16 protein-coding genes are annotated in these 19619 nt (G+C 35.1%); 9 read left to right on the top strand and 7 right to left on the bottom strand.

Annotation, left to right across the window (positions count from 1 at the left end; genetic code table 11):
* Positions 1-45: 45 nt before the first annotated feature.
* Complete coding sequence (locus FHR29_RS23935; protein WP_183917674.1) at positions 46-1668, bottom strand: tetratricopeptide repeat protein; 1623 nt, start codon at positions 1666-1668, stop codon at positions 46-48.
* 525 nt (positions 1669-2193) lie between these two features.
* On the opposite strand from FHR29_RS23935, the gene FHR29_RS23940 reads away from it, so the two are divergent.
* Complete coding sequence (locus tag FHR29_RS23940; protein ID WP_132840774.1) at positions 2194-2595, top strand: hypothetical protein; 402 nt, start codon at positions 2194-2196, stop codon at positions 2593-2595.
* Positions 2596-2615: 20 nt separating this feature from the next.
* Here the strand turns inward: FHR29_RS23940 and FHR29_RS23945 are convergent, their stop codons facing one another.
* From FHR29_RS23945 to FHR29_RS23955, 3 genes are all read right to left on the bottom strand, one after another.
* Positions 2616-5048: a TonB-dependent receptor gene (locus FHR29_RS23945; protein WP_183917677.1), complete on the bottom strand. Its 2433-nt coding sequence runs from the start codon at positions 5046-5048 to the stop codon at positions 2616-2618.
* Positions 5049-5362: 314 nt separating this feature from the next.
* Positions 5363-6460 (bottom strand): mechanosensitive ion channel family protein, encoded by a 1098-nt coding sequence (locus tag FHR29_RS23950; protein ID WP_260292811.1) that lies wholly within the window; start codon positions 6458-6460, stop codon positions 5363-5365.
* Between the two features lie 243 nt (positions 6461-6703).
* Entirely contained in the window at positions 6704-7084 is a 381-nt protein-coding gene (locus FHR29_RS23955; RefSeq protein WP_132840763.1) for a DoxX family protein, read from the bottom strand.
* A 211-nt stretch (positions 7085-7295) separates the two neighbouring features.
* On the opposite strand from FHR29_RS23955, the gene FHR29_RS23960 reads away from it, so the two are divergent.
* From FHR29_RS23960 to FHR29_RS23970, 3 genes are all read left to right on the top strand, one after another.
* Positions 7296-8348, top strand: coding sequence for a hypothetical protein (locus tag FHR29_RS23960; protein ID WP_183917679.1), 1053 nt, complete (start codon positions 7296-7298; stop codon positions 8346-8348).
* Positions 8349-8686: 338 nt separating this feature from the next.
* Positions 8687-9238, top strand: a complete 552-nt coding sequence (locus FHR29_RS23965; RefSeq protein ID WP_183917681.1) for an outer membrane beta-barrel protein — start codon at positions 8687-8689, stop codon at positions 9236-9238.
* Between the two features lie 163 nt (positions 9239-9401).
* Complete coding sequence (locus FHR29_RS23970; protein WP_183917683.1) at positions 9402-10145, top strand: DUF2490 domain-containing protein; 744 nt, start codon at positions 9402-9404, stop codon at positions 10143-10145.
* A gap of 70 nt (positions 10146-10215) precedes the next feature.
* Here FHR29_RS23970 and FHR29_RS23975 read toward each other — a convergent pair whose 3' ends face one another.
* On the bottom strand, positions 10216-11199 hold the full coding sequence (locus tag FHR29_RS23975) for a DUF6268 family outer membrane beta-barrel protein (RefSeq protein WP_183917685.1): 984 nt from the start codon (positions 11197-11199) through the stop codon (positions 10216-10218).
* Positions 11200-11560: 361 nt separating this feature from the next.
* Between FHR29_RS23975 and FHR29_RS23980 the strand changes: the two genes are divergently transcribed.
* Both FHR29_RS23980 and FHR29_RS23985 read left to right on the top strand, forming a co-directional pair.
* Positions 11561-12511: a sensor histidine kinase gene (locus FHR29_RS23980; RefSeq protein WP_221197925.1), complete on the top strand. Its 951-nt coding sequence runs from the start codon at positions 11561-11563 to the stop codon at positions 12509-12511.
* Positions 12508-13221 carry a LytTR family DNA-binding domain-containing protein gene (locus FHR29_RS23985; protein WP_183917689.1) on the top strand — a complete coding sequence of 238 codons (714 nt, stop codon included), beginning with the start codon at positions 12508-12510 and terminating at the stop codon, positions 13219-13221. The genes FHR29_RS23980 and FHR29_RS23985 overlap by 4 nt, the downstream gene beginning before the upstream one ends.
* Before the next feature lie 12 nt (positions 13222-13233).
* On the opposite strand, the gene FHR29_RS23990 is transcribed toward FHR29_RS23985, so the two are convergent.
* Entirely contained in the window at positions 13234-13407 is a 174-nt protein-coding gene (locus FHR29_RS23990) for a hypothetical protein (RefSeq protein ID WP_165902355.1), read from the bottom strand.
* A gap of 433 nt (positions 13408-13840) precedes the next feature.
* Complete coding sequence (locus FHR29_RS23995) at positions 13841-16096, bottom strand: GH92 family glycosyl hydrolase (RefSeq protein WP_183917691.1); 2256 nt, start codon at positions 16094-16096, stop codon at positions 13841-13843.
* Positions 16097-16523: 427 nt separating this feature from the next.
* Here FHR29_RS23995 and FHR29_RS24000 point away from each other — a divergent pair, with 427 nt between their 5' ends.
* The 3 genes from FHR29_RS24000 to FHR29_RS24010 all read left to right on the top strand — a co-directional run bounded on the left by FHR29_RS24000 (position 16524) and on the right by FHR29_RS24010 (position 19544).
* Positions 16524-17099: a Crp/Fnr family transcriptional regulator gene (locus tag FHR29_RS24000; protein ID WP_132769570.1), complete on the top strand. Its 576-nt coding sequence runs from the start codon at positions 16524-16526 to the stop codon at positions 17097-17099.
* Between the two features lie 73 nt (positions 17100-17172).
* Entirely contained in the window at positions 17173-17625 is a 453-nt protein-coding gene (locus FHR29_RS24005) for a carboxymuconolactone decarboxylase family protein (protein WP_183917693.1), read from the top strand.
* Between the two features lie 1283 nt (positions 17626-18908).
* Positions 18909-19544 carry a TetR/AcrR family transcriptional regulator gene (locus FHR29_RS24010; protein ID WP_168127698.1) on the top strand — a complete coding sequence of 212 codons (636 nt, stop codon included), beginning with the start codon at positions 18909-18911 and terminating at the stop codon, positions 19542-19544.
* Positions 19545-19619: the final 75 nt, after the last annotated feature.

The raw sequence follows: 19619 nt of genomic DNA on the forward strand, positions 1-19619 counted from the left end.
GGAAAATAAACGCCATTACCATTCCGTTATCGTTATGTTAAGAAATTATGAAATACTGAGTAGGTAACCTGTAAGATCTTCACCTTGTTCCAATTTTAACTTTTTTCTCAGGCGATGTCTAGTCACACGAAGGCTATCTTGTGATATCCCCAAAAGCACAGCAATATCCGTGTTGTTCAAATTTATTTTAAGCAATGCGATCAAGCGCATATCGGCAGCAGTTAAATCTGAAAACCGTTGTATTAGTTTTTCAAAAAAACTATGATGTACTCTTTCAAAAGTCACCATAAATTCTTTCCAATGAATACCCTGTGTAATATTTTCATTGATCTGCAAAACCAGATCGTGCATTTGCTTTTTTTGATCCCGTCGTTCATCCTTAACCATTACTTTTAACTCATCTCGGAGCTGTTCCAAAAATTGGTTATTACGGATTAAATTCAAAGTATGCGACGTCAACTCCTTCTCTTTGAGCGTCAGCTCCTGCTTAAGCTGTTTATCTTCGAGCAACTGATTTTTAAGTGCAATTTCTGCTAATTCCCTTTCCGCTTCTTGCTTTCGCGACTCGGTCATCTGATTATTGATTTTTATTTTTTGACGACTATACAGCACATACGATAAAATAATTAACAAGATCAAAAAAACAATAGTTCCCAGCAACAAAATGGAGTTGATCTTTTTAGTGACCTGCAATTGTTCAATTTCTTCTGTTTTTTGATTCATATCATAAAGTGCCTGAAAAAAAGCAGTATGCCTAGCCCCATCTACACTATATAACTCCAGCACAAGCTTCCGACTTCGCTCTGCATAAACATAAGCACTATCCATTTGTCCGCTTAATGCATATGTTTTGCTTAGATCTTTAGTCGTTGCCGACATCTGATACACATCTCCCAATTTCTCTGCCATATCAAAAGCCCACTTTGTAAATTGTATACTTTCCGAAAACTTGCCGGTCTTCCTGAAAATATCACCCATATTATTCACCACTACAATCTTTCCGTAGTTGTCTTGCGTTTCATCATATAAGTCACGTGCTTTTTCAAAATGATCAAATGCCCGATCATACTGTTCCAAATCTTCATAAATACTACCCAGATTCTCATGAATCTTAGCTTCGCCATTTTTATTTCCTTCTTCGTTATAAATCGCTAAGGCCCGCATTTGGTATACGAATGCCGAATCATAATCAGCGACCTTTTCAAATAGATGACCAATATTACCCAATACACTAGCTTCACCATTTTTATCTTTCTCGGCTCTGAAAGAATGGAGCGCTTTATTAAAGTAATTTTTAGCTAGATCATGCTGTTTATTAAAAATATTGAGTTCACCTATATCACTCCAATTAGATGCGAGTAATTGTTTCGCATTTAATTGGGTGTAGATACGGTCCGCTTGGAAATAATAATCTTGCGCCTGTCCATAATGCCCTTGATTAACACATAACCACCCTATTGCCTGTAAACAATTGGCTTGTAATAACAAGTCTTTATCACCAACCGCCTCAGCATACCGCTTTTTGACTAGCGTAATCGCAGAATCAGGATAGTTTTGACTTAACACCCGAATATCTTTAAACGATTCTACCTGTGCATGTACGGTGTCAACGATAAATGCCTGTGCTATAAATAGTATTAAAAATATAATTTTATCAGAAATCCTCATATTCAAGTAACTAATTGATGTTGATGTGCAAATGTACACGAAGCATGTTAACAGAATATTAAATCACATTACATGCACGGCCACTTAACATCATAGAACAAAAAAGATCGATTATCACATCGTGTAAAATGTGTTAAAGCATATTACAAGACACCAGGGAACTATCTCTAAACAGAACATATATGCCTTTAAATAATACAACACCACATCCCTATAGAAGAACTGGTTTATAGGCAGTATACTCTTATAAATTACCAGGATAACAAATAATATACATTAGAAGAGAATAATTTCAAGTAAACTATCTATATATTTCTCTATAAAAATATTTTCAAATAGAAATGAGGAAAATTTCCATTAAATTTAGCTACATGATAATATTGCATTTAATTTATGGGATTGTGATCGTGATAAACCTGATCCAGTTTTACCGAGTGATTAGAAAGAAGATTTCTAATAAGAACACCAGCAATAAAAGAATATTAATCAGCAAACTAGATACATTAAAAGAATTTTAAAATTAACATGAAAAACTTTATCTTCTATTTAGTAATCCTATTAGTAGGATTTTGTACCATATCATGTAAAAAAAATAGGATAGATGGTGATTGGGACGATAATATTAAACTCTCTCAAAAAATAGTAAATTTTGATTCTGAAGCAAGCTCCATCATCATTACCACTAAATCCACAAATTGGTGGCTAAATGACATCTCCATCAACGGTAAGAGTATGGACATCACGAATATCGAAGTAGGAGCAAAAAATTTTGTTGTAAATAATCTAGATTTCCAAATAGAAAGAAAAGAGGGTAATAAAATCACTATTAGTCTCACAAGAAATAATTCAAATAGTGAAAGGATTTTACAGATTGGATTGCAAAATGGAAATTACTTTGATGGCATAAAGATTGTTCAATCTAAATAGCGATCTCTTCAAAGTAAATTCTATTGTATTCTTCCACTTTCGTTCTCAAGTGCTGATTTTCGCGTACGTTGCGCTTTCGTTGTTCCACTACTAAAACGGTAGCTAAAACTTAACCGTACCTGCCTCGACTCGTAATACCCATAACTGTTAGACACAAAGCCAGGAAAATTTTGCGTGTACTTACTCTGGTTGCCTTTATAGATATCATTAATAGCAAATCGAATTGTTGCTTTATCGTTTAAAAGGATTTTTTGAAAAGCAACGTCCACCTGACTGATCTCCCTGCTTATCGTATTTGCTCCACTCAGGCGATTTGAATTATAAACCGCCGTTACTTCTGCTCTCATTTTAAGAGGTAAACGAAAGGACTGCACCAAACTGACACGTCCTGCCGCTTGTTGTAAGTTCAGATTTCTATACTGATCAAAAGAAACATCATTTTGAATAAAATATAGAAGACCATTAAAAGTAAGATCCCACCAGAATTTAGGTGTAAAATTCTGTGTCAGGGATAAAGACCAGTGCTTTTGTATTCCTACATTTCTACTGATCATAACTATTTTATCATTGTCCAGCGTATCGGTCACCTTCGCGTTAAGCTGGTCAGTATAAGCAAAATTAAACGAAACTACAGTTGCGCTTCTTAATGAATACAGAACAGTTAAGCGGTGGGTTAAAGAGGGACTTAAAAAGGGGTTTCCTTGCCAAAAAGATAATTCGTCAAGCATATAAATAAAGGGATTCAGATCCTGATAGGCTGGTCTCTCAATACGCTTGGCATAAGATAAAGAAACAGTTTGGTTTTCCCCTAACGGTCTCGTAGCAGAAAAAAAAGGGAATAAATTGGTGAAATTTCTTTTTATATCATCATCCAGTTCTGCCCCATTCTCGTTATAAAAAAGCGTTCCTTTAGAGTTCGAATTCTCTATACGTACTCCCCCCTGTAGTGACCATTTTCCTAACGTTCTTTTATAATCGAGATAGGCACTTGTCGTGTGCTCATCAAAATGAAAATCATTGGTACGTCGGTTATCGAGGCTATCTGGTCCTTTATCAACATGGAAAAACCTAGCATTATTCTTGGAACCCACATTTGAATACTTAAATCCCGTTTCCAATTTCCCCTGCCATAAGTTCATCCCATAATCTATCTTTATTCCTTTTAAATCAATATCTATCCCATTGAGCGTACGGTACAGATTTTCCTGAAGGATATTTTGCTGATGATCACGGTAAATATTGGATTGTAGGTTTTTATTCCATTTATCAAAAAAACCATAGTCAGCATCAAGATTTAAACTTCGTCCTAACGTATCTTCATATTTGTAGTTGAAATTAAAATTGTATCTGGCAGTGCGCTGTCCATAATAATCGTTAATCGCATCCAGCGACTCTTCCATTAATAAGGATGGCAACGTGCTAATCTCCGTTCTGGTATCAGTGATACCTCCACCAAAAATAAAATTACCATTAGCCAGAAAACCGATTGTATTTTTATCATTCAGATAATAATCGATTCCAACCTGACTGGACATCTTCTGACGTTTGTCAACATCCTTGGTATGGCTATTGTAAGCTTTACCATTTTGTTGCCTGTTTGTACCATACAGGTAATGATAATTACCCAATGTATGACTATAGTTCGCGAATATATTTAATTTATCCACCCGATAATTAAGCGTCGCGTTCTGAAGTTGTTTTGCACTGATACCATAGGCAACAGCAGTGCTGACATTACCATTTAAACCTCTTACCTGATTTTTCTTTGTATTGATATTGATGATTCCCGCAGCCCCAGTTGCCTCATATTTTGCCGTTGGACTATTGATAATTTCAATAGATTTGAGGTTGTTGGAAGATAGAGATTTTAAAAGATCTGTCAGCTCTTTTCCTGAAAGAAACGTCTGTCGACCATCCAATAAAATCTGTACACCACTTTTTCCATTGAGTGTAATATCGCTTTCATTTTCCACAAATACCCCGGGAGCTCTTTTCAGTGCTTCCAAAACAGAAACATCCTGTCCACCCAGTGTATTTTCGACATTATAAATAAATGTTCCACCATCAACCTGAACCGTTTTTTTCCTACCTTCAACAGTGGCTTCTTCCAAGATATTCTCCAGTGGCAGAAGTTTTAAAGTTCCCAGATTAACATCAATTAATTCAAAAATTGCAGATTGATAATCTTTGTCGCCAACATGGCTCACTTTAACAAAATATTTACCCTTTACTCCAAATCTTAAATTAAATTGTCCGAGACTATCAGTCGAGGTACTTAAAATGAGCTTATCGTTCCGATCATGTAAGCTTACCGTCGCTAAAGTTATAGGTGACATATTACGATCGACCACTTTTCCAGTAATGTATTTATCATTAACCTGTGAGTAGAGCGTTATACCAGTTAAAATAAGTATTCCTATTAATACAATTCTTAAAACTTGAGGTGATACCATTGGTTTATTCAGTGATTATAACATACAGCAAGAGTAACAATTTAAATCAAAATACGCAATAAAATGCATATAATTTCAAAAAAAGTTGTATTTCAATAATAAACACATCTACTTATACCATAATAATGCAAGAAAATGCAAAACACATTTCTTTCATTTAAGAATGAAAAATCCTAGTTGGATTTTTATGAGTCCATTAAATTTAAAATAAATAAGAGCAATAAACGATCGTTTATTGCCCCTTGATAACTTCATTTTTCAGAATTATCCATAGTCAACTCACACGAAAGAGAATAGATTAGAAAATGAAACTGCTACATTCCTCTTATTTCACTTCTATTAACTTCAGCGCCATAATCAATTCTCGATTTAGAAAGACAATCTGGGAAATTTGTCCTTATATAACTCATCATCTCTTCTCTTACATAGCAGCGAAGATCAAAAGCCTGTCCCGAGTTTCGGCAACTCATTAAGCAACGAATCTCCATCGTTCGCTCTTTCAGATCAGTGACCTGCAGGACATTGACCTTACCATCCCACAAAGGATGATGCATAAGCAATGAGCCTAATTTTTCTCGTAATTGTTGGACAGGAATCGCGAAATCAACATAAATAAAAACAGTTCCTAAAATCTCTGCCGTAGTTCTCGTCCAATTCTGAAAAGGTTTTTCGATGAAATAGGTAATCGGCAGCACCAGACGGCGTTTATCCCAGATATTAACCACGACATAAGTCAGATTGATTTCTTCGACCTTACCCCACTCGCCCTCAACGACCAGCACATCATCCATCCGAATGGGCTGTGTAAAAGCAATCTGAAAACCTGCTAATAAATTTCCAAGAGATTTCTGAGCGGCAAAACCAATGATTATACCACCAACTCCGACACCCGTCAGCAGTCCAGCACCTATCTTCTGCATACTTTCAAAGCTTAGCAAAATAATGGCAAAAGACACAACGATGATAATAGTAATGAAGACCTTTCGAATAAAAACAATCTGTGTCCTAATTTTTCTTTCACGCAGGTTATTCTCTTTATTGATATCAAAACGATGATATAAATAATCTTCAAAAACTTTTATGGCCTGAATCAGAACAACAGCAAAAAAGCTGATCAGTAAGATTTCATTTATTTTAGCAACAATATGCAATGTGGCGGTATTGAAACGCGTAAAAGGTAACAAACTGTTAAAAACAACCAAGGGAATAAAAAGACTCAAAATCTTATTAAATCGCCGTATAAAAGACCGAAAGAGGGAATAAGATGACTGTGCAATCGCCTGATAACGCAAAATCGGGATAAATAAAATTTTAATGAGGATCCCGAGTGCAAAGGAAAACAGTATAAATGCAGTATTCCATATCCAAGCCGGAAATTTTTGTGAAAGTTGAATTAATTCTTCGTTCATCATTATTTTTCTTTTTTTATGCTACCATTATTATGTACTATAAGTATAACGGTATGCTTGGCCTAACGTTTGTTTTATTTTAAAAAAGGAACAAAACCAACTGATTTAGAGACCGCAACGAATATATTCAATTCACCGAAAAGCATTAACCGACAATAATAAATAAGCCGATTACTTGAATCGGCTTATCTACTATTGAAGAAAATACAGTTCTCACTTATTATTGACATCGTGTAATAAGATTTATCACCTTACTACAAGACCATACGTCTTGTTGCCATATACATAAGAAATAATAAGTATAGCAAGTATAACAAGTGGCAACAGCATAAATCCAATATTTTTATCGACCATTGCATGGCTAATAAAAGCAAAAATTAGGTTAAATGTTAATCCGGCATAGGCCCACTCTTTCAATTTACTTGGAGTTTTAGGATAAGAAATGGCTATTACTCCGAGCACTTTGCAGATAATAAGTGCATAAGCGAAGTAGTCTGGATATCCTAACGGTTTAGTTCCAGCATTAACATACTGTGGCGCAAATAAAAGCGTACCAAGAGGCATGATACCCTCCCAGATAATAAGGATCGCTGTAGCTATCCAAAAGATTAATTTATTCTTTTTCATGTTTTTGAAGATTTATGAATTATTTATATTGCAAAATTGTTTATATTGATATGACAAAGATGCAAGGGTTTGCTTAAATTAACAGATTACAAAAACGACATTATAAGGGGTGAATTGCGACAGCGGAAACAACGAATTTACAAAACCAAAAAATTCTTTTCTACCATTGGCTTCATTTTAAATGACAGGTATAATGATTAAATTAAATCACATGAATAAAACAACCCTTTTCACTTCAATTTTAAGCACGACGATCCTTTTCATATCCAGTTTAACTTCCTGCGATGGAATTATAGAGCGGAACAACGAACCCTTAGATGCGGCATATGCTAATTTTGAAGAAATTAACGAAAAGTATCATTCCGATATTTTCGAAGTGAAACTGTTCTGTGAAACTGAAGTCACTCGTTCCAGTTCACCTAATCCCATTCGCATCTTTCCATCTGTGAATGACCAACTGATCGTATCCTGCGATGCAGAAAAAAATGATGAGACCCAAGGTGATATGCTTTATTATAAAATAAATAGTAAAGGAATTACAGAAGATACATTACACTTGTCCCAAAATAAATATTGGCCAGAATTTATTGATGATTTCATCATTTTCACCAATGACGAAAAAGCCTATTACACCACTTGGCCACAAGATGGCGATACCACCACACATGCTTTTAAAGTTTTAAATGAAGATTTGAGTTGGACTGGAGAAAAAATAAATCAAAAAATTGCAAGCGCGAAAAAAGATGGCAAATATTGGTTTTTAAAAAATGTAACTAGAAATGATCATTACTACATGCAGTTTTTCTTTTACCAGGATGAACAATGGCAGATGCTATGGCAAGAAATACCAGCATATAGAAGCATTGATAGCAGTGAAGATGCCGGTCGTTACCGTGACGATGTTTTTTGGACTGGCGAACAAGATCCTTATTTACCCGAAAACGTTACTTTTTTACATTTTCACCCTGAGGAAAAATTAAAATACAGCCACAATATTGGTGGTGGAAGTCCGGGATATAGTGTTAAAAACTGGCGCGGGAAAGCTTTCTTTAAAACAAAGATCGGAGATCGTGATTTTAATTTTTTTGAGCCCCATATCGCTGTAGAGAAAGAAAGATTTGACGATTACAAAAATCGATTCTATACGGTGTTAGAAGCAAATTATTCAGCACTCCATTTTAGACCAACATTTTATATTTCACCCCATGGGTTCGCATTCTATTCTTCCAATAGTCAGAGCATGTATTTAATACGAAAGAAATAAACAATACAAATTGTTGAAATTAAATGAAGATGAGCACATAATTGGAAAGTTTAAACATGATCTGGTCTCCTATCGACAAAAGTGATACCTATCAGTAAGACTATATTGATTATAAGGGAAGTAAATTAATACCTAAAGCGCCAACAGTTATCCAAAGTCATCCAGTTGTTTTTCCATGTGACTAAACTGGTCTTACTGTAGTTTTATTAACTGTAAAAAATGAAAATAACCTATTAAAAACCCAACTTATTGACCAAATCTTTACAAAAGTCAGTAAGCTGAGCTATCTAGAAAAGGTACTTTTGTATATGTGTAAAAATATACGATTAACTTTACTAGTGCTCCTATTAATACTTTTAGTACCTACTGCGAAGGTTTTTTCCCAAATTGGAGCAGGAATAAAATTAGGTGGAAATTTATCTCATGCAGATGGACTATCATTTCGTTCAGCAAATCGGATAGGTTTTCAAGTCGGAGGTATACTAAGTTATCATTTTAGACCTAACATGGCTATCCAAGTAGAGCCCACCTATAATGTAACACGTGTCAGAACAAATGCTGAAACTGTGGATCAGGTTAATGGTATTTCAAAAGGAAACAAGGCCCTCCAGTTCTTTGATTTCCCTGTATTATTTAAGTTAGACCTAACATCAAATTTTGCATTATTAGGTGGCCTCGAATTCAATAAACTGTTGAATGAAGATAAATATCTACTGAATAATGGAGAAGAGGCATTTAATAGAGGCTCCCGAATGGGTTACACTTTTGGATTAGAATTGGGAAAATTGTATTTCCGATATCGAAATGTAGAAAGAAAAACCGGTGTATACCACAACTGGAATACGAGTATTTCGCAATATCAAATAGGCGTTAAATGGAACCTTTTCTAGAAGCCTTATAAAAAGAGGTGTCTAAATTCTCGGTTAAAGTTCATCTAAATGTGATTGTTTTCAATCGGATGTAAAATAAATTTGTTTATTTTTCCATTCAGGATAAGGATACTTAACAGATTTAAATATTAAACTTAATAAACCAATTCAAACTTTTATAATAATGCTATCTAAATTATTTCTTCTTCAGAGTTGCATGATCTTCCTGTTCATATTTAGTGGTCCTTTAAAAGCACAGACACAGCAGACATTTACAGGTTGGAGTGCCGCATTTTTCACTTACAAAATAGATCCCCGGTTCAGCATACATTTTGATGGACAAGCTCGAAGTACAGATCAACTCAAAGACATACAATCCTTTATTATCCGACCGGGATTGAATTATCATATCAAGAACAATATGATTGCCACTTTAGGGTATGCCTACATCGGAAACCAAAGAAATATTAGCGCTACCCATGGCTGGGTACCAGAACACCGCATATGGGAGCAATTTATTATAAACCAAAAATTTACCGTTCTAAATCGTCCTTCCACACTGCAGCACCGTTTTAGATTAGAACAGCGCTTTATGGGCCAACCTACTGTTGAGCAAAACGAGCTGGTTACGGACCGTTACGATTTTGCCCAAAGACTGCGCTATTTCACCCGTGCCATTGTCCCTGTTTCCGAAACCACTAGTTTTACTGATGGTGCTTTCATTGCACTGCAAAATGAAATTTTTGCACATATTCAAAATTCCACCAATGGTAAGTTATTTGACCAAAACAGAGCTTACCTAGCATTAGGATGGCGAGTAAATCCAAAATTTGATATAGAAGCAGGTTACATGAATCAATATAGCCTAGGAAGAAATAATAAGACTGTAAATAATATCATACAGGTCGCAGCTTACCTCAGATTATAAACGATAGCGCTCTTTGATTTAAAAAGGCAGCATATGATGCTCCATTTATATCATTCACGGATTATCCGCGTTAATTAACGCGTTTTTTTGCAAAAGGATTAAACGATAAACCAGCATTAAAATAAAAAGATGGATCCGTAGATGCTTCATAAATAAAATCGTTCTGAGATTTGTTTTTCTCTGATATTCGAGATCTTAACGAATTTCTCATCCCGGTTTTGACCATAGCTATAAAAGAACGTCCCAGATTGTGTTCATAAAGCAGCCCTGAATTCAAATTCATCTGATTGAAGATCTGGACGCTCGATAATCCAGCAAAATCATAGATATAGAAGGGGTTATTATCAAGCTCCGATCCAAAAGATGCACGTCCATTACCCAAAATAGTTTTACGAAGATAAACGGCTTTCGGCAACACGACATCGACCACCCAGCCCTGTTGATACTGTCTATTATATGTAAAAGTAGGCATCACAGGTACAAGGGCACTTGGATCCAATAAACCGACCACACCTAAAGTCATCTGCACCTCACGGGTAGCTTTTAGAACCAAGTTTCCCATCAGCATACCACGAACACGTTCAAAGCCTTTCTCACTTCCATCAGTCATCAAACTCGCACTATAAATAGCCATTTTTCCAAATAATCTTGAGTAGTAAGTAAAATTTAATGATTCATGGTGATAGTGATAATCTTGCTTCTCCTGATGTATTTGCTGTGTACTCAAATCAGGTTGCAGCAGCTCTACAGAAAGATGCCGATAACCCACAAGCGTTCCTAAAGTCCAATTTTTTCTCTTCATCAAGTTGACATTCATACTGGCATTCGCTTGATGCATATTTTGAACCTCTCCCTTAGGAAGTGGATTCTTTAAATACTTTGAAGCATATTTAAACCCACCAACAATTTCGTACTCCAGATTCAATACGCGGATCGCCGGAAATTTATCCGCAATAATAGCACGGACTTTGTCTGGGATACTGTCTTTTGTCTGAGCTTTGGTAACAAAAGTGTAAATGCCTATTCCAAATATGAGCAAAATCTTTTTTAACATATAACAATGGATAAATGGTTGATAAAACGGTACAAGAATATCCTAAATGTGGATATGAAAAATACATTTTAGACGAAACACCCTTTATTTTATACAAAAGATCCTTTCTTAGAATAATATAGAACGCACACCATACTACTTCAATTACTTTGGTATAAAAAAAAGCACTCTTGGTATAAAAGAAATTAGAGTAGGCTCAAAAAAAATTACTTTTGTTCATATACAGTAACATTATTACTAAGAACAGATGCAAGATTTTAAAAATGGAATAATCATACGTTACTTGACCGAAAAAAAATATAGGGTCCTCCGCCACAGCGTATTTGTAGTGGGGCTCCTTTTGCTTTTTTTCAATTCAGACATGAAGACAGAGCTATCTGATCCATATAAAACCTATCTACATTTATCAGTATGGATCGTTTTTGTATGTATGTTCTACATCAATATGTATCTGCTGATACCACGTTTTTTTTTCAAGGGAAGGTATGAGATCTATATAATATTATTAATCTTATTGGTTATTGGAAGTTTACTGATCGTCATGTATGTTTCCAATTATATGCATGTTATAACGGCTGCAAATTTAAAAGTTGATAAGCGGCAAAACATGAATTTTTTCAACGGGATCTTAGTCAGTATTCCCATTATTTTGACAACCACAACACTGAAACTTTTTAATCGTTGGATCAAAGACAATAAGAGAATATCTGAACTCAAAAATCTGGCCCTAACAACTGAGTTAACTTCCCTAAGAAACCAGATACAGCCACACTTTTTGTTTAATATGTTGAATAATGTCAAAGCACTGATACGTAAAGATCCTGAAATGGCAACGGAAGTCATTATCAAACTATCGGATTTTTTAAGATACCAGCTTTACGAAAATGATAACGATAAAACACTTTTAACTGGAGAAATAAACTTTATAACCAATTTTCTAAAATTGGAAGAAATAAGAAGAGATCACTTAAAAACGACCATACAATGCGAACCTGAACTCGTTAAAAAAAATATTTTCTTACCTCCGCATATTTTTACGGCCTTTATCGAAAATGCTATAAAATACAGTTTAAGTGCGACAGAAGGAACGTCCTTTATTCATATTTCCTTTATGGCAAGTGATGGGCAGCTTCACTTTGAATGCCGCAATTCCAAAGATCCAAAACTAGCCCTCAATCCTAACAAAAAATATAGCGGGCTGGGCCTCACCAATACTAAACGTAGGTTAGAATTGTTATATCAAGACGATTATCAGTTAAATATTACTGTTCAAGAAACGGAATATAGCGTAAAATTAACGATCCCAATATGAAGTGTATTATAGTTGATGATGAACCTCTCGCTCGTGAAGAAATGAGCAATCTGGTACAAGAAATTTCAGCCCTTGAGATTGTAGGGGAATTTTCCAGCGCTATTGGGGCAATGGAATTTTTAAAAAATAATGCTGTTGATCTGCTATTTCTGGATATTGAAATGCCGACCATCAATGGTCTTGATTTTGCACAATCATTGCCTACAGATAAATTAGTGATTTTAACGACAGCATATAGTCATTATGCATTGCAGGGGTATGAACTTGACGCAATTGACTATCTCTTAAAACCGATCAAAAAGGAGCGACTAGCAAAAGCGATAACGAAAGCAATCGCTTACCAAAAACTGTTGACATTTCATGAACAGAAAAACACATTTGAAGCCAGCAATGACAATTCTATACTGATAAAATCAGATCGAAAATATTATAAAATCACCTTTGATGAAATCAAATTCATTGAAGCCCTAAAAGATTATGTCGTGATCTATACTCGCAACAACAAACTGATCACAGCCATGAACTTAAAAACAATCCATCAAAAACTGAACTCCGAACTCTTTATCCGGGTAAGTAAATCTTACCTGATCAATATGTCATTTATCGATTCTTTTGATAGTCATACCATTTACATAGACGACGCAGAGATACCGATAGGAGAAATCTATCGCAACGATTTTTTCCAAAAATATACAAGCGGTCTTTTATAAGAGTTCATCCGATTATGCAACATCAAAGCGTTCCAATAAATCAACTCGAATATTATGGCTGTCCAACAAATTGGTTAACCGGTCAATAGAACAGCCAGCTGTTTCTACTCGAAAAATCGAATCTTCATCGTCAAGATCTACTGTAGGAGAAAACACTTCAGGCATATTCAATTGCAATAATTGCATCAAAAAAATTTTGCTCTCTACTGTTTTTATTGAACTCTTAAAAATTAATACCTGCTTAACCATGTTCTTTGAATTAGTTTTAACCAAATTATTCTGACTCTATCAAACCGGAATAGAGCATTGTTAAACAAATCTACTCGATATGGACTTACCAGATTTGAATTTTATACCAAAAGGTTAGATTATTATACGAAAATAGTCATATCAGCAGAATAACCGCAATATACTCCAGTACCTGCTCCAGCTAGCTTTAAGAGTATTAGATTTAATACTGAGTATAAATATAATTTGACAAGCACCCCAATATCAGATATCAGCCTGAAATAAGATGGAAGCAGTTTTTGTTAGATACAATTAGTACCAGAAAAGCACTGCATAAATGACCACGCTTTCTTGTACTAATTGTATGCAGAAAATATTTAAATGTGATGATTTAGTTACCCCAGTTTTTATTGGCTTTATCACCCATAACAAATTCAAGTATCCCCCCTTTAAGAATATCCGCATGATCTAATTGTGGTGTATTCAAAGGTTGGCCATTCAATTTGGCCGACTGAATATATTTATTTTTTTCCGAAGCATTTTTTCCGATAATAACAAAAGACTTGCCATTGGGAAGTTGTATACTCACTTTTGAGAAGAATGGAGAACCTATGCTATAAGAAGTAAGTCCAGGAGTTACCGGATAGAATCCCATCTGTGAAAAAACAACAAACGCTGACATACCCCCTCCGTCCTCATCTCCAGGTATTCCCATCAAGTCGTTTCTAAACCATTCTCCTACCAATTTGTGAATCCGTTTTTGTGTCATCCAAGGCTGTCCCGCATAGTTGTATAGATATGGAATATGGAGCGAAGGTTCATTGGCCATAGAAAATTGTCCTACATTTCCGGTATGGTCAGGAAGTTGCGCATAAAAATCAAATTTAGATCTGCCCAAAGGTTGCTGGAACATATCGTCTAAATATTGAATAAACAATTCATTACCACCCATCAATTTAATAAGATCCGGAATATTATGCTGTACATCCCAGCGGTATATCCAGGCATTATTTTCGCCATAGTATTCACGCGCCCCCTGTCCTCCTGAAAACACATAATCAAAAGGCATAATAAATTTACCTTTATCGTCCTTTGGATGGAAAAATTTAGTTTGCTCATTGAATAGATTCCTATAGTTAAATGACTGTTTCATAAACAGTTCATAATCCGCTTTCATACCAAGCTCGTTGGCTAATTGAGCCAAACACCAAAGATCATAGGAAGTACCCAAAGTAACTGCCACAGGTTGTCTTTTTTCAAAACTGTTCACCTCAGGTATTGTCTCTTTCTCATTAGGATACAGTGCCGGTATATAGCCATTTTCCTTAAAAAAAGCATCCAATTTTCCGGCAGGTTTACCTGACCATGGTGCTAAAGTCTTTTCAGTTATAGCACCTTTCGCCGCCAGATAAGCTTTCTTAATATCGAAATTACGTATTCCTTTTCGGTAAGCATCTAGCAATGTGGCCACGCCATGGTTGGAATTCATGCGTCTGCTATCACCGGTTATTTCAGGGAAAGTCGGTAACCATGGTTCCTTCATCTGTTCAGACATCCGAACAAAGGAATTCAAAATCAAGGCTTCATTATCCGAATCGAGCAATACCCGAAGCGGATGATGCGCCCTGTACGAGTCCCATATCCAATCATCTGTAAAAAATGCTTTCCCTTGATCATCATGTATTTTTCCGTCAAATGCACTGTAGTAGCGATTATCCTCAGAAATATTAACAGGACGCTCATAAGTTCTATATAAAGAGGTATAAAACACCTTTTTATCCGATTCATTTTCACCTTCTACAGCAATTTTCCCTAAAGCCTCATTCCAGATCTTTCGTCCATTGGCTGCTAATTTTTCTTGGTTAAAATCCGTAATCTCACGTTTCAGATTAGCCTTTGCCTGTGCAACGTCGATAAAAGAAATACCGTACTTCATCCGTAAGGCTGATCCAGATTGGTCAAATTGCAATACGATACAGGCATTTTTACCTGCCACTTCAGTACTTTTTTCCAATTTCGAGCCTTTCAAACCACTAACCGCTACTGGTTTTGATTCAGGCACAGCATAGATATAGACACGGGTACCGTTACCGATATCCTGGGAACCGGAAAGCCCCTGACCATCCCACTGCAATTTTCCTTCATGTGAATTGAACTGCAGATACTTGTTTGATTTGGTAGGAAAAGTAAAGGTGTACATACCCGACTGATGTGATACCGCATAATCTACTTTGATATCCTCCTGATCCAGCTGTACCGAATAAGAATAGGGATTTATTTCTTCTTGATCATAACTGTACAGTTGCACAGGTTTCAGATCGGATGGTAATTTTATCATCGGACTCAAGTTAAAAGCCGATTTTCCACGGTGACTCGTAACAATAAGCGGAAGACCAAATAAGCGATCTGAAGTGAAGTCCGCTAGCTCAGGATAAACCCGCAACATACTATTTGGTAGATGAACGGTCGGGTAAGTCGGCACCAATAAATGACTGATGTTTCCCATATAAGGATTGACATAATCCACATACTCTTTGGGGCCCTGGGTCTGAGAAAAACCTTTTAGCATAAAAATCGAAAGAAAAGAACAGCAATATATTGTGCGTAATAATGTATTCGATTTATGTTTAATAATCTTTTTTAACATGGTAAACAATTAAGGAATCAACGGTTTAAGGAAAAATAACATTTAAGATCTTAAAGATAATTTATTTTAACAATATAGGGTCTATTTATAGCAGTATTATTTTGAAACTGTGATCAGTCCCGTTTGTTTTACTTTTTTAAACTGCCGTCCTTATATATTCCAGCTTATCCATAGCTATTCATCGTAACCAATTATTAAATTCGCTAACTTTCAGAGTATGGTACGGTCAATCAATCTTCATCTTGTCCAGAAACATACCTACCATAGAATCGCTGTAACTTCCTCAATAAAAACGCAAATGAGTTTAACATTTTCATGATTGTTAAAAGAACCACTAGCGTATAACATCATAATATATTCATTTCTATCGGGGAGCAAGAGTACATATTTAAATTCCTAACTTTAGTATAAAATCTATAAGCATACCATGTCGGAGTTATTCAGAAAACATTTAGAAAAATTCGTCACGATTGATGATGAGACATTTCATGAAATATTGAAGTATTTTAACACAAAACAGGTCGCCAAAAAAGAAAATTTACTGCAGGAAGGACAAGTTTGCAAGCATCATTATTTTGTTGTTCATGGTTTACTCCGTAAATTCTTTATCAATGAAAAAGGTACCGAACAAACAACAGAATTTGCTATCGAAACCTGGTGGCTCACCGATAATATTGCATATGAGCATAAACAACCGACGTCCTGTTACATTCAAGCAGTAGAAAAAACGCAAGTGCTATATATAGATCAGGAATGTCAAGAAAAACTTTTAGCTGCATTTCCGGTTATGGAACGCTATTTTCGATTTATCTATCAAAGAGCATATGCCGCCGCACAGTTGCGCGTACACTATCTTTTTTCATTATCTAAAGAGGAGTTTTATTTAAGTTTGGCGCATAAACACCCTGAATTTGTACAAAGAGTACCTCAATATCTTATTGCCTCTTTTCTTGGTTTTACGCCAGAATATTTAAGTGAAATCCGGAAGAAAAGTGTTTCTTAAACCAGTTTAACTTTTTAAAATTTTACAATACCCATTTTTGTACTGTTAACAATAATTATTAAAAAATAAAACTATGCAAAATCGTATTAATATCGGTTCCGTAGAACCCAATGCATTAAAAGCAATGATGGGCCTTGAAACGTATATCGCTCAGGCTCCGATTTCAAAATCGCTAAAAGAGCTTATTAAAATTCGTGCTTCTCAAATTAATGGATGTGCTTATTGCATCGATATGCACACCAAGGATGCGTTGAAAAACGGAGAAACAAACCAACGTATTTTTCTGCTAAGTGCATGGCATGAAACACATGATATTTTTACCAAAGAGGAAAAGGTAGTGCTAAAAATTACAGAAGAAGTAACACTAATCCATAAAAACGGATTAACTGACGAAACCTACGACAAAGCTTTAAAGTTCTTTTCCGATAATCAAATCGCTCAAATCATCATGGCAGTTGTAGTGATTAATGCCTGGAACAGAATTGCAATCAGTGGCCATCTAAAAATCGAAGAAGCCCACGGATAAAGCTCTTTAAAAGAAACCGTATATTTTCTTATCTACGGTTTCTTTCCAACTCACTTACCTTCTCAACTACTAACATCTTAACTTGCTAACCTCTTAGTAAGTGACACAATAATCCAGCGACGTAGTAAATTGTTAAAACCTTCTCACCACATAAGTTTCTAACATTTAAACAAGTATACAGTCTCCTTCGAAACACTTATTCACACATTTCAACACGTTTTCCACATTTTGTTAACAACACAGAAAGACAAAATGGAAATTTGCACTAAAAAAACCTCAAAAAACCGCTTTACACAGTTTTACTGACAATATGTGGAGAAAGTAATTAACATTGTTAGCTCAATAATGTTAATTAACAAAAATTCAATTTCTATCAACAAGATATGCACTTATGAAGATAAAACGCAGATAAAAGACGAGATTCAAACTATTTACACCGAACACCAAACTTCAATTTATTGAGTTATCAACATGTTATCCACACATTAGCGATATCTAATTACTGAAAAATTTGAATTCGTCAAAAATATGCGCAAATAACACTAAAATCAAACATTGTGCATATTATGTGGAAAAAGTAATCCACACCTATTCAACATCCAATTTCATTCACACAAAAACAACTATTACTCACAATATGTGGATATCTTGGCATTTATCATTTACAATTAAAGGTTCTCAAAATTATTTATCACCTGTATCGTACAATTTTTCCACTTATATTAACATGTTATCCACATTTTATAAACATCCTTTATAAAACAAAAATAACGGTATTCAAAAAAATGAAAATTAGGGGTCAATTAACCATTTTGTGAACAGCATGTGGAAAAAGTAATTAACATTACTAAATAGTTTATTCTCCCCAGCTTTAAGATGTATAAAATTTAAAAAAGAAATTTTCAACTAATAGCAACGTATACCCGATATAAGGTTAGTATAATCCAAAAATAAAATCGAATGCATTTTTTTTAAAGCATGATGATCGGGATAAAATAAGCAATCACTAAAAAAACAGGTCGGTAAAAAGAATTTATTGTGCTTATGGATCGGGGTCGACAATCGAAATTATCTCAAATAAAGGATAATTCTGATTGAATTACAATAATTTTTAAAAATATCAAGATTCATGTTGCCACATATAAACCGCCTTATTTATGCCAACAGACGCTTTTACGAGAATTTAAACGCTTTAAGCCAAAAAATATTAGCCATTGGTTAACTTTTGTACAGATAAAATACTTATATTGCATAGCTATATGATGAGGACCTAAGATATTTCAATGGCTAGAAAAACTTACCAAGGAGAAAAAAACAACAAAAGTAGAACGATGAATAAGCTGATTCAGGCTGTTGGAATTGTTCTAAAAAATAAAGGATATACCGGATTAACGGTCAGTAATATTACAGCCGAAGCTGGTGTAGATAGAAAACTCGTCTCTGTTTATTTTGGTTCCGTAAACAATCTCATTGAAACCTATATTAAAGGTAAAAACTATTGGGATACCATTAACGAAAGTGCGATAAATCTCTTAACTACTGCTCCCGAAACAAGTACACGCCTCATTCTTGAAAATCTATTATTGACGCAACTTGAACATTTCACGAACGACGAAGAAATGCAAAAAGTTGTGCTCTGGCAGATTAGTGAAAATACAGAGCTCATGGCTCACGTGATAGCAAACAGAGAGGAAATTTACCCCTTACTTTTTCCCAAAGCCGATCAGGAACTAAAAGATCAACAAGTAGATCTAAGAGCGATTTCAAGTATCTTGGTTGCCGGTATTTATTATCTTGTCCTGCATACCAAAACAACTAATAGCACATTTTGCGAAATAGACCTCACAACAGACCAAGGAATGGGAAGAATTAAAACAACAATTAAAAAAATATTAGAAGATACCTATAGCATAGTTTAGCGTGGCCAAGTCACGAAGTGACGGAGCAGAACCCGAACTTTCCAACCTACTCACGCTCCAACGACCTAACAGTAT

Source organism: Sphingobacterium sp. JUb56 (genome assembly GCF_014191365.1).
GTDB classification, from domain to species: Bacteria; Bacteroidota; Bacteroidia; order Sphingobacteriales; family Sphingobacteriaceae; genus Sphingobacterium; species Sphingobacterium anhuiense.

What these genes read in the sequence shown, in the direction of transcription:
- FHR29_RS23935 (WP_183917674.1), bottom strand. Translation starts at nt 1,668, where the DNA reads ATGAGGATTTCTGATAAAATTATATTTTTAATACTATTTATAGCACAG.
- FHR29_RS23940 (WP_132840774.1), top strand. Translation starts at nt 2,194, where the DNA reads ATGAAAAACTTTATCTTCTATTTAGTAATCCTATTAGTAGGATTTTGT.
- FHR29_RS23945 (WP_183917677.1), bottom strand. Translation starts at nt 5,048, where the DNA reads ATGGTATCACCTCAAGTTTTAAGAATTGTATTAATAGGAATACTTATT.
- FHR29_RS23950 (WP_260292811.1), bottom strand. Translation starts at nt 6,460, where the DNA reads ATGATGAACGAAGAATTAATTCAACTTTCACAAAAATTTCCGGCTTGG.
- FHR29_RS23955 (WP_132840763.1), bottom strand. Translation starts at nt 7,084, where the DNA reads ATGAAAAAGAATAAATTAATCTTTTGGATAGCTACAGCGATCCTTATT.
- FHR29_RS23960 (WP_183917679.1), top strand. Translation starts at nt 7,296, where the DNA reads ATGAATAAAACAACCCTTTTCACTTCAATTTTAAGCACGACGATCCTT.
- FHR29_RS23970 (WP_183917683.1), top strand. Translation starts at nt 9,402, where the DNA reads ATGCTATCTAAATTATTTCTTCTTCAGAGTTGCATGATCTTCCTGTTC.
- FHR29_RS23975 (WP_183917685.1), bottom strand. Translation starts at nt 11,199, where the DNA reads ATGTTAAAAAAGATTTTGCTCATATTTGGAATAGGCATTTACACTTTT.
- FHR29_RS23980 (WP_221197925.1), top strand. Translation starts at nt 11,561, where the DNA reads ATGAAGACAGAGCTATCTGATCCATATAAAACCTATCTACATTTATCA.
- FHR29_RS23985 (WP_183917689.1), top strand. Translation starts at nt 12,508, where the DNA reads ATGAAGTGTATTATAGTTGATGATGAACCTCTCGCTCGTGAAGAAATG.
- FHR29_RS23990 (WP_165902355.1), bottom strand. Translation starts at nt 13,407, where the DNA reads ATGCAATTATTGCAATTGAATATGCCTGAAGTGTTTTCTCCTACAGTA.
- FHR29_RS23995 (WP_183917691.1), bottom strand. Translation starts at nt 16,096, where the DNA reads ATGTTAAAAAAGATTATTAAACATAAATCGAATACATTATTACGCACA.
- FHR29_RS24000 (WP_132769570.1), top strand. Translation starts at nt 16,524, where the DNA reads ATGTCGGAGTTATTCAGAAAACATTTAGAAAAATTCGTCACGATTGAT.
- FHR29_RS24005 (WP_183917693.1), top strand. Translation starts at nt 17,173, where the DNA reads ATGCAAAATCGTATTAATATCGGTTCCGTAGAACCCAATGCATTAAAA.
- FHR29_RS24010 (WP_168127698.1), top strand. Translation starts at nt 18,909, where the DNA reads ATGGCTAGAAAAACTTACCAAGGAGAAAAAAACAACAAAAGTAGAACG.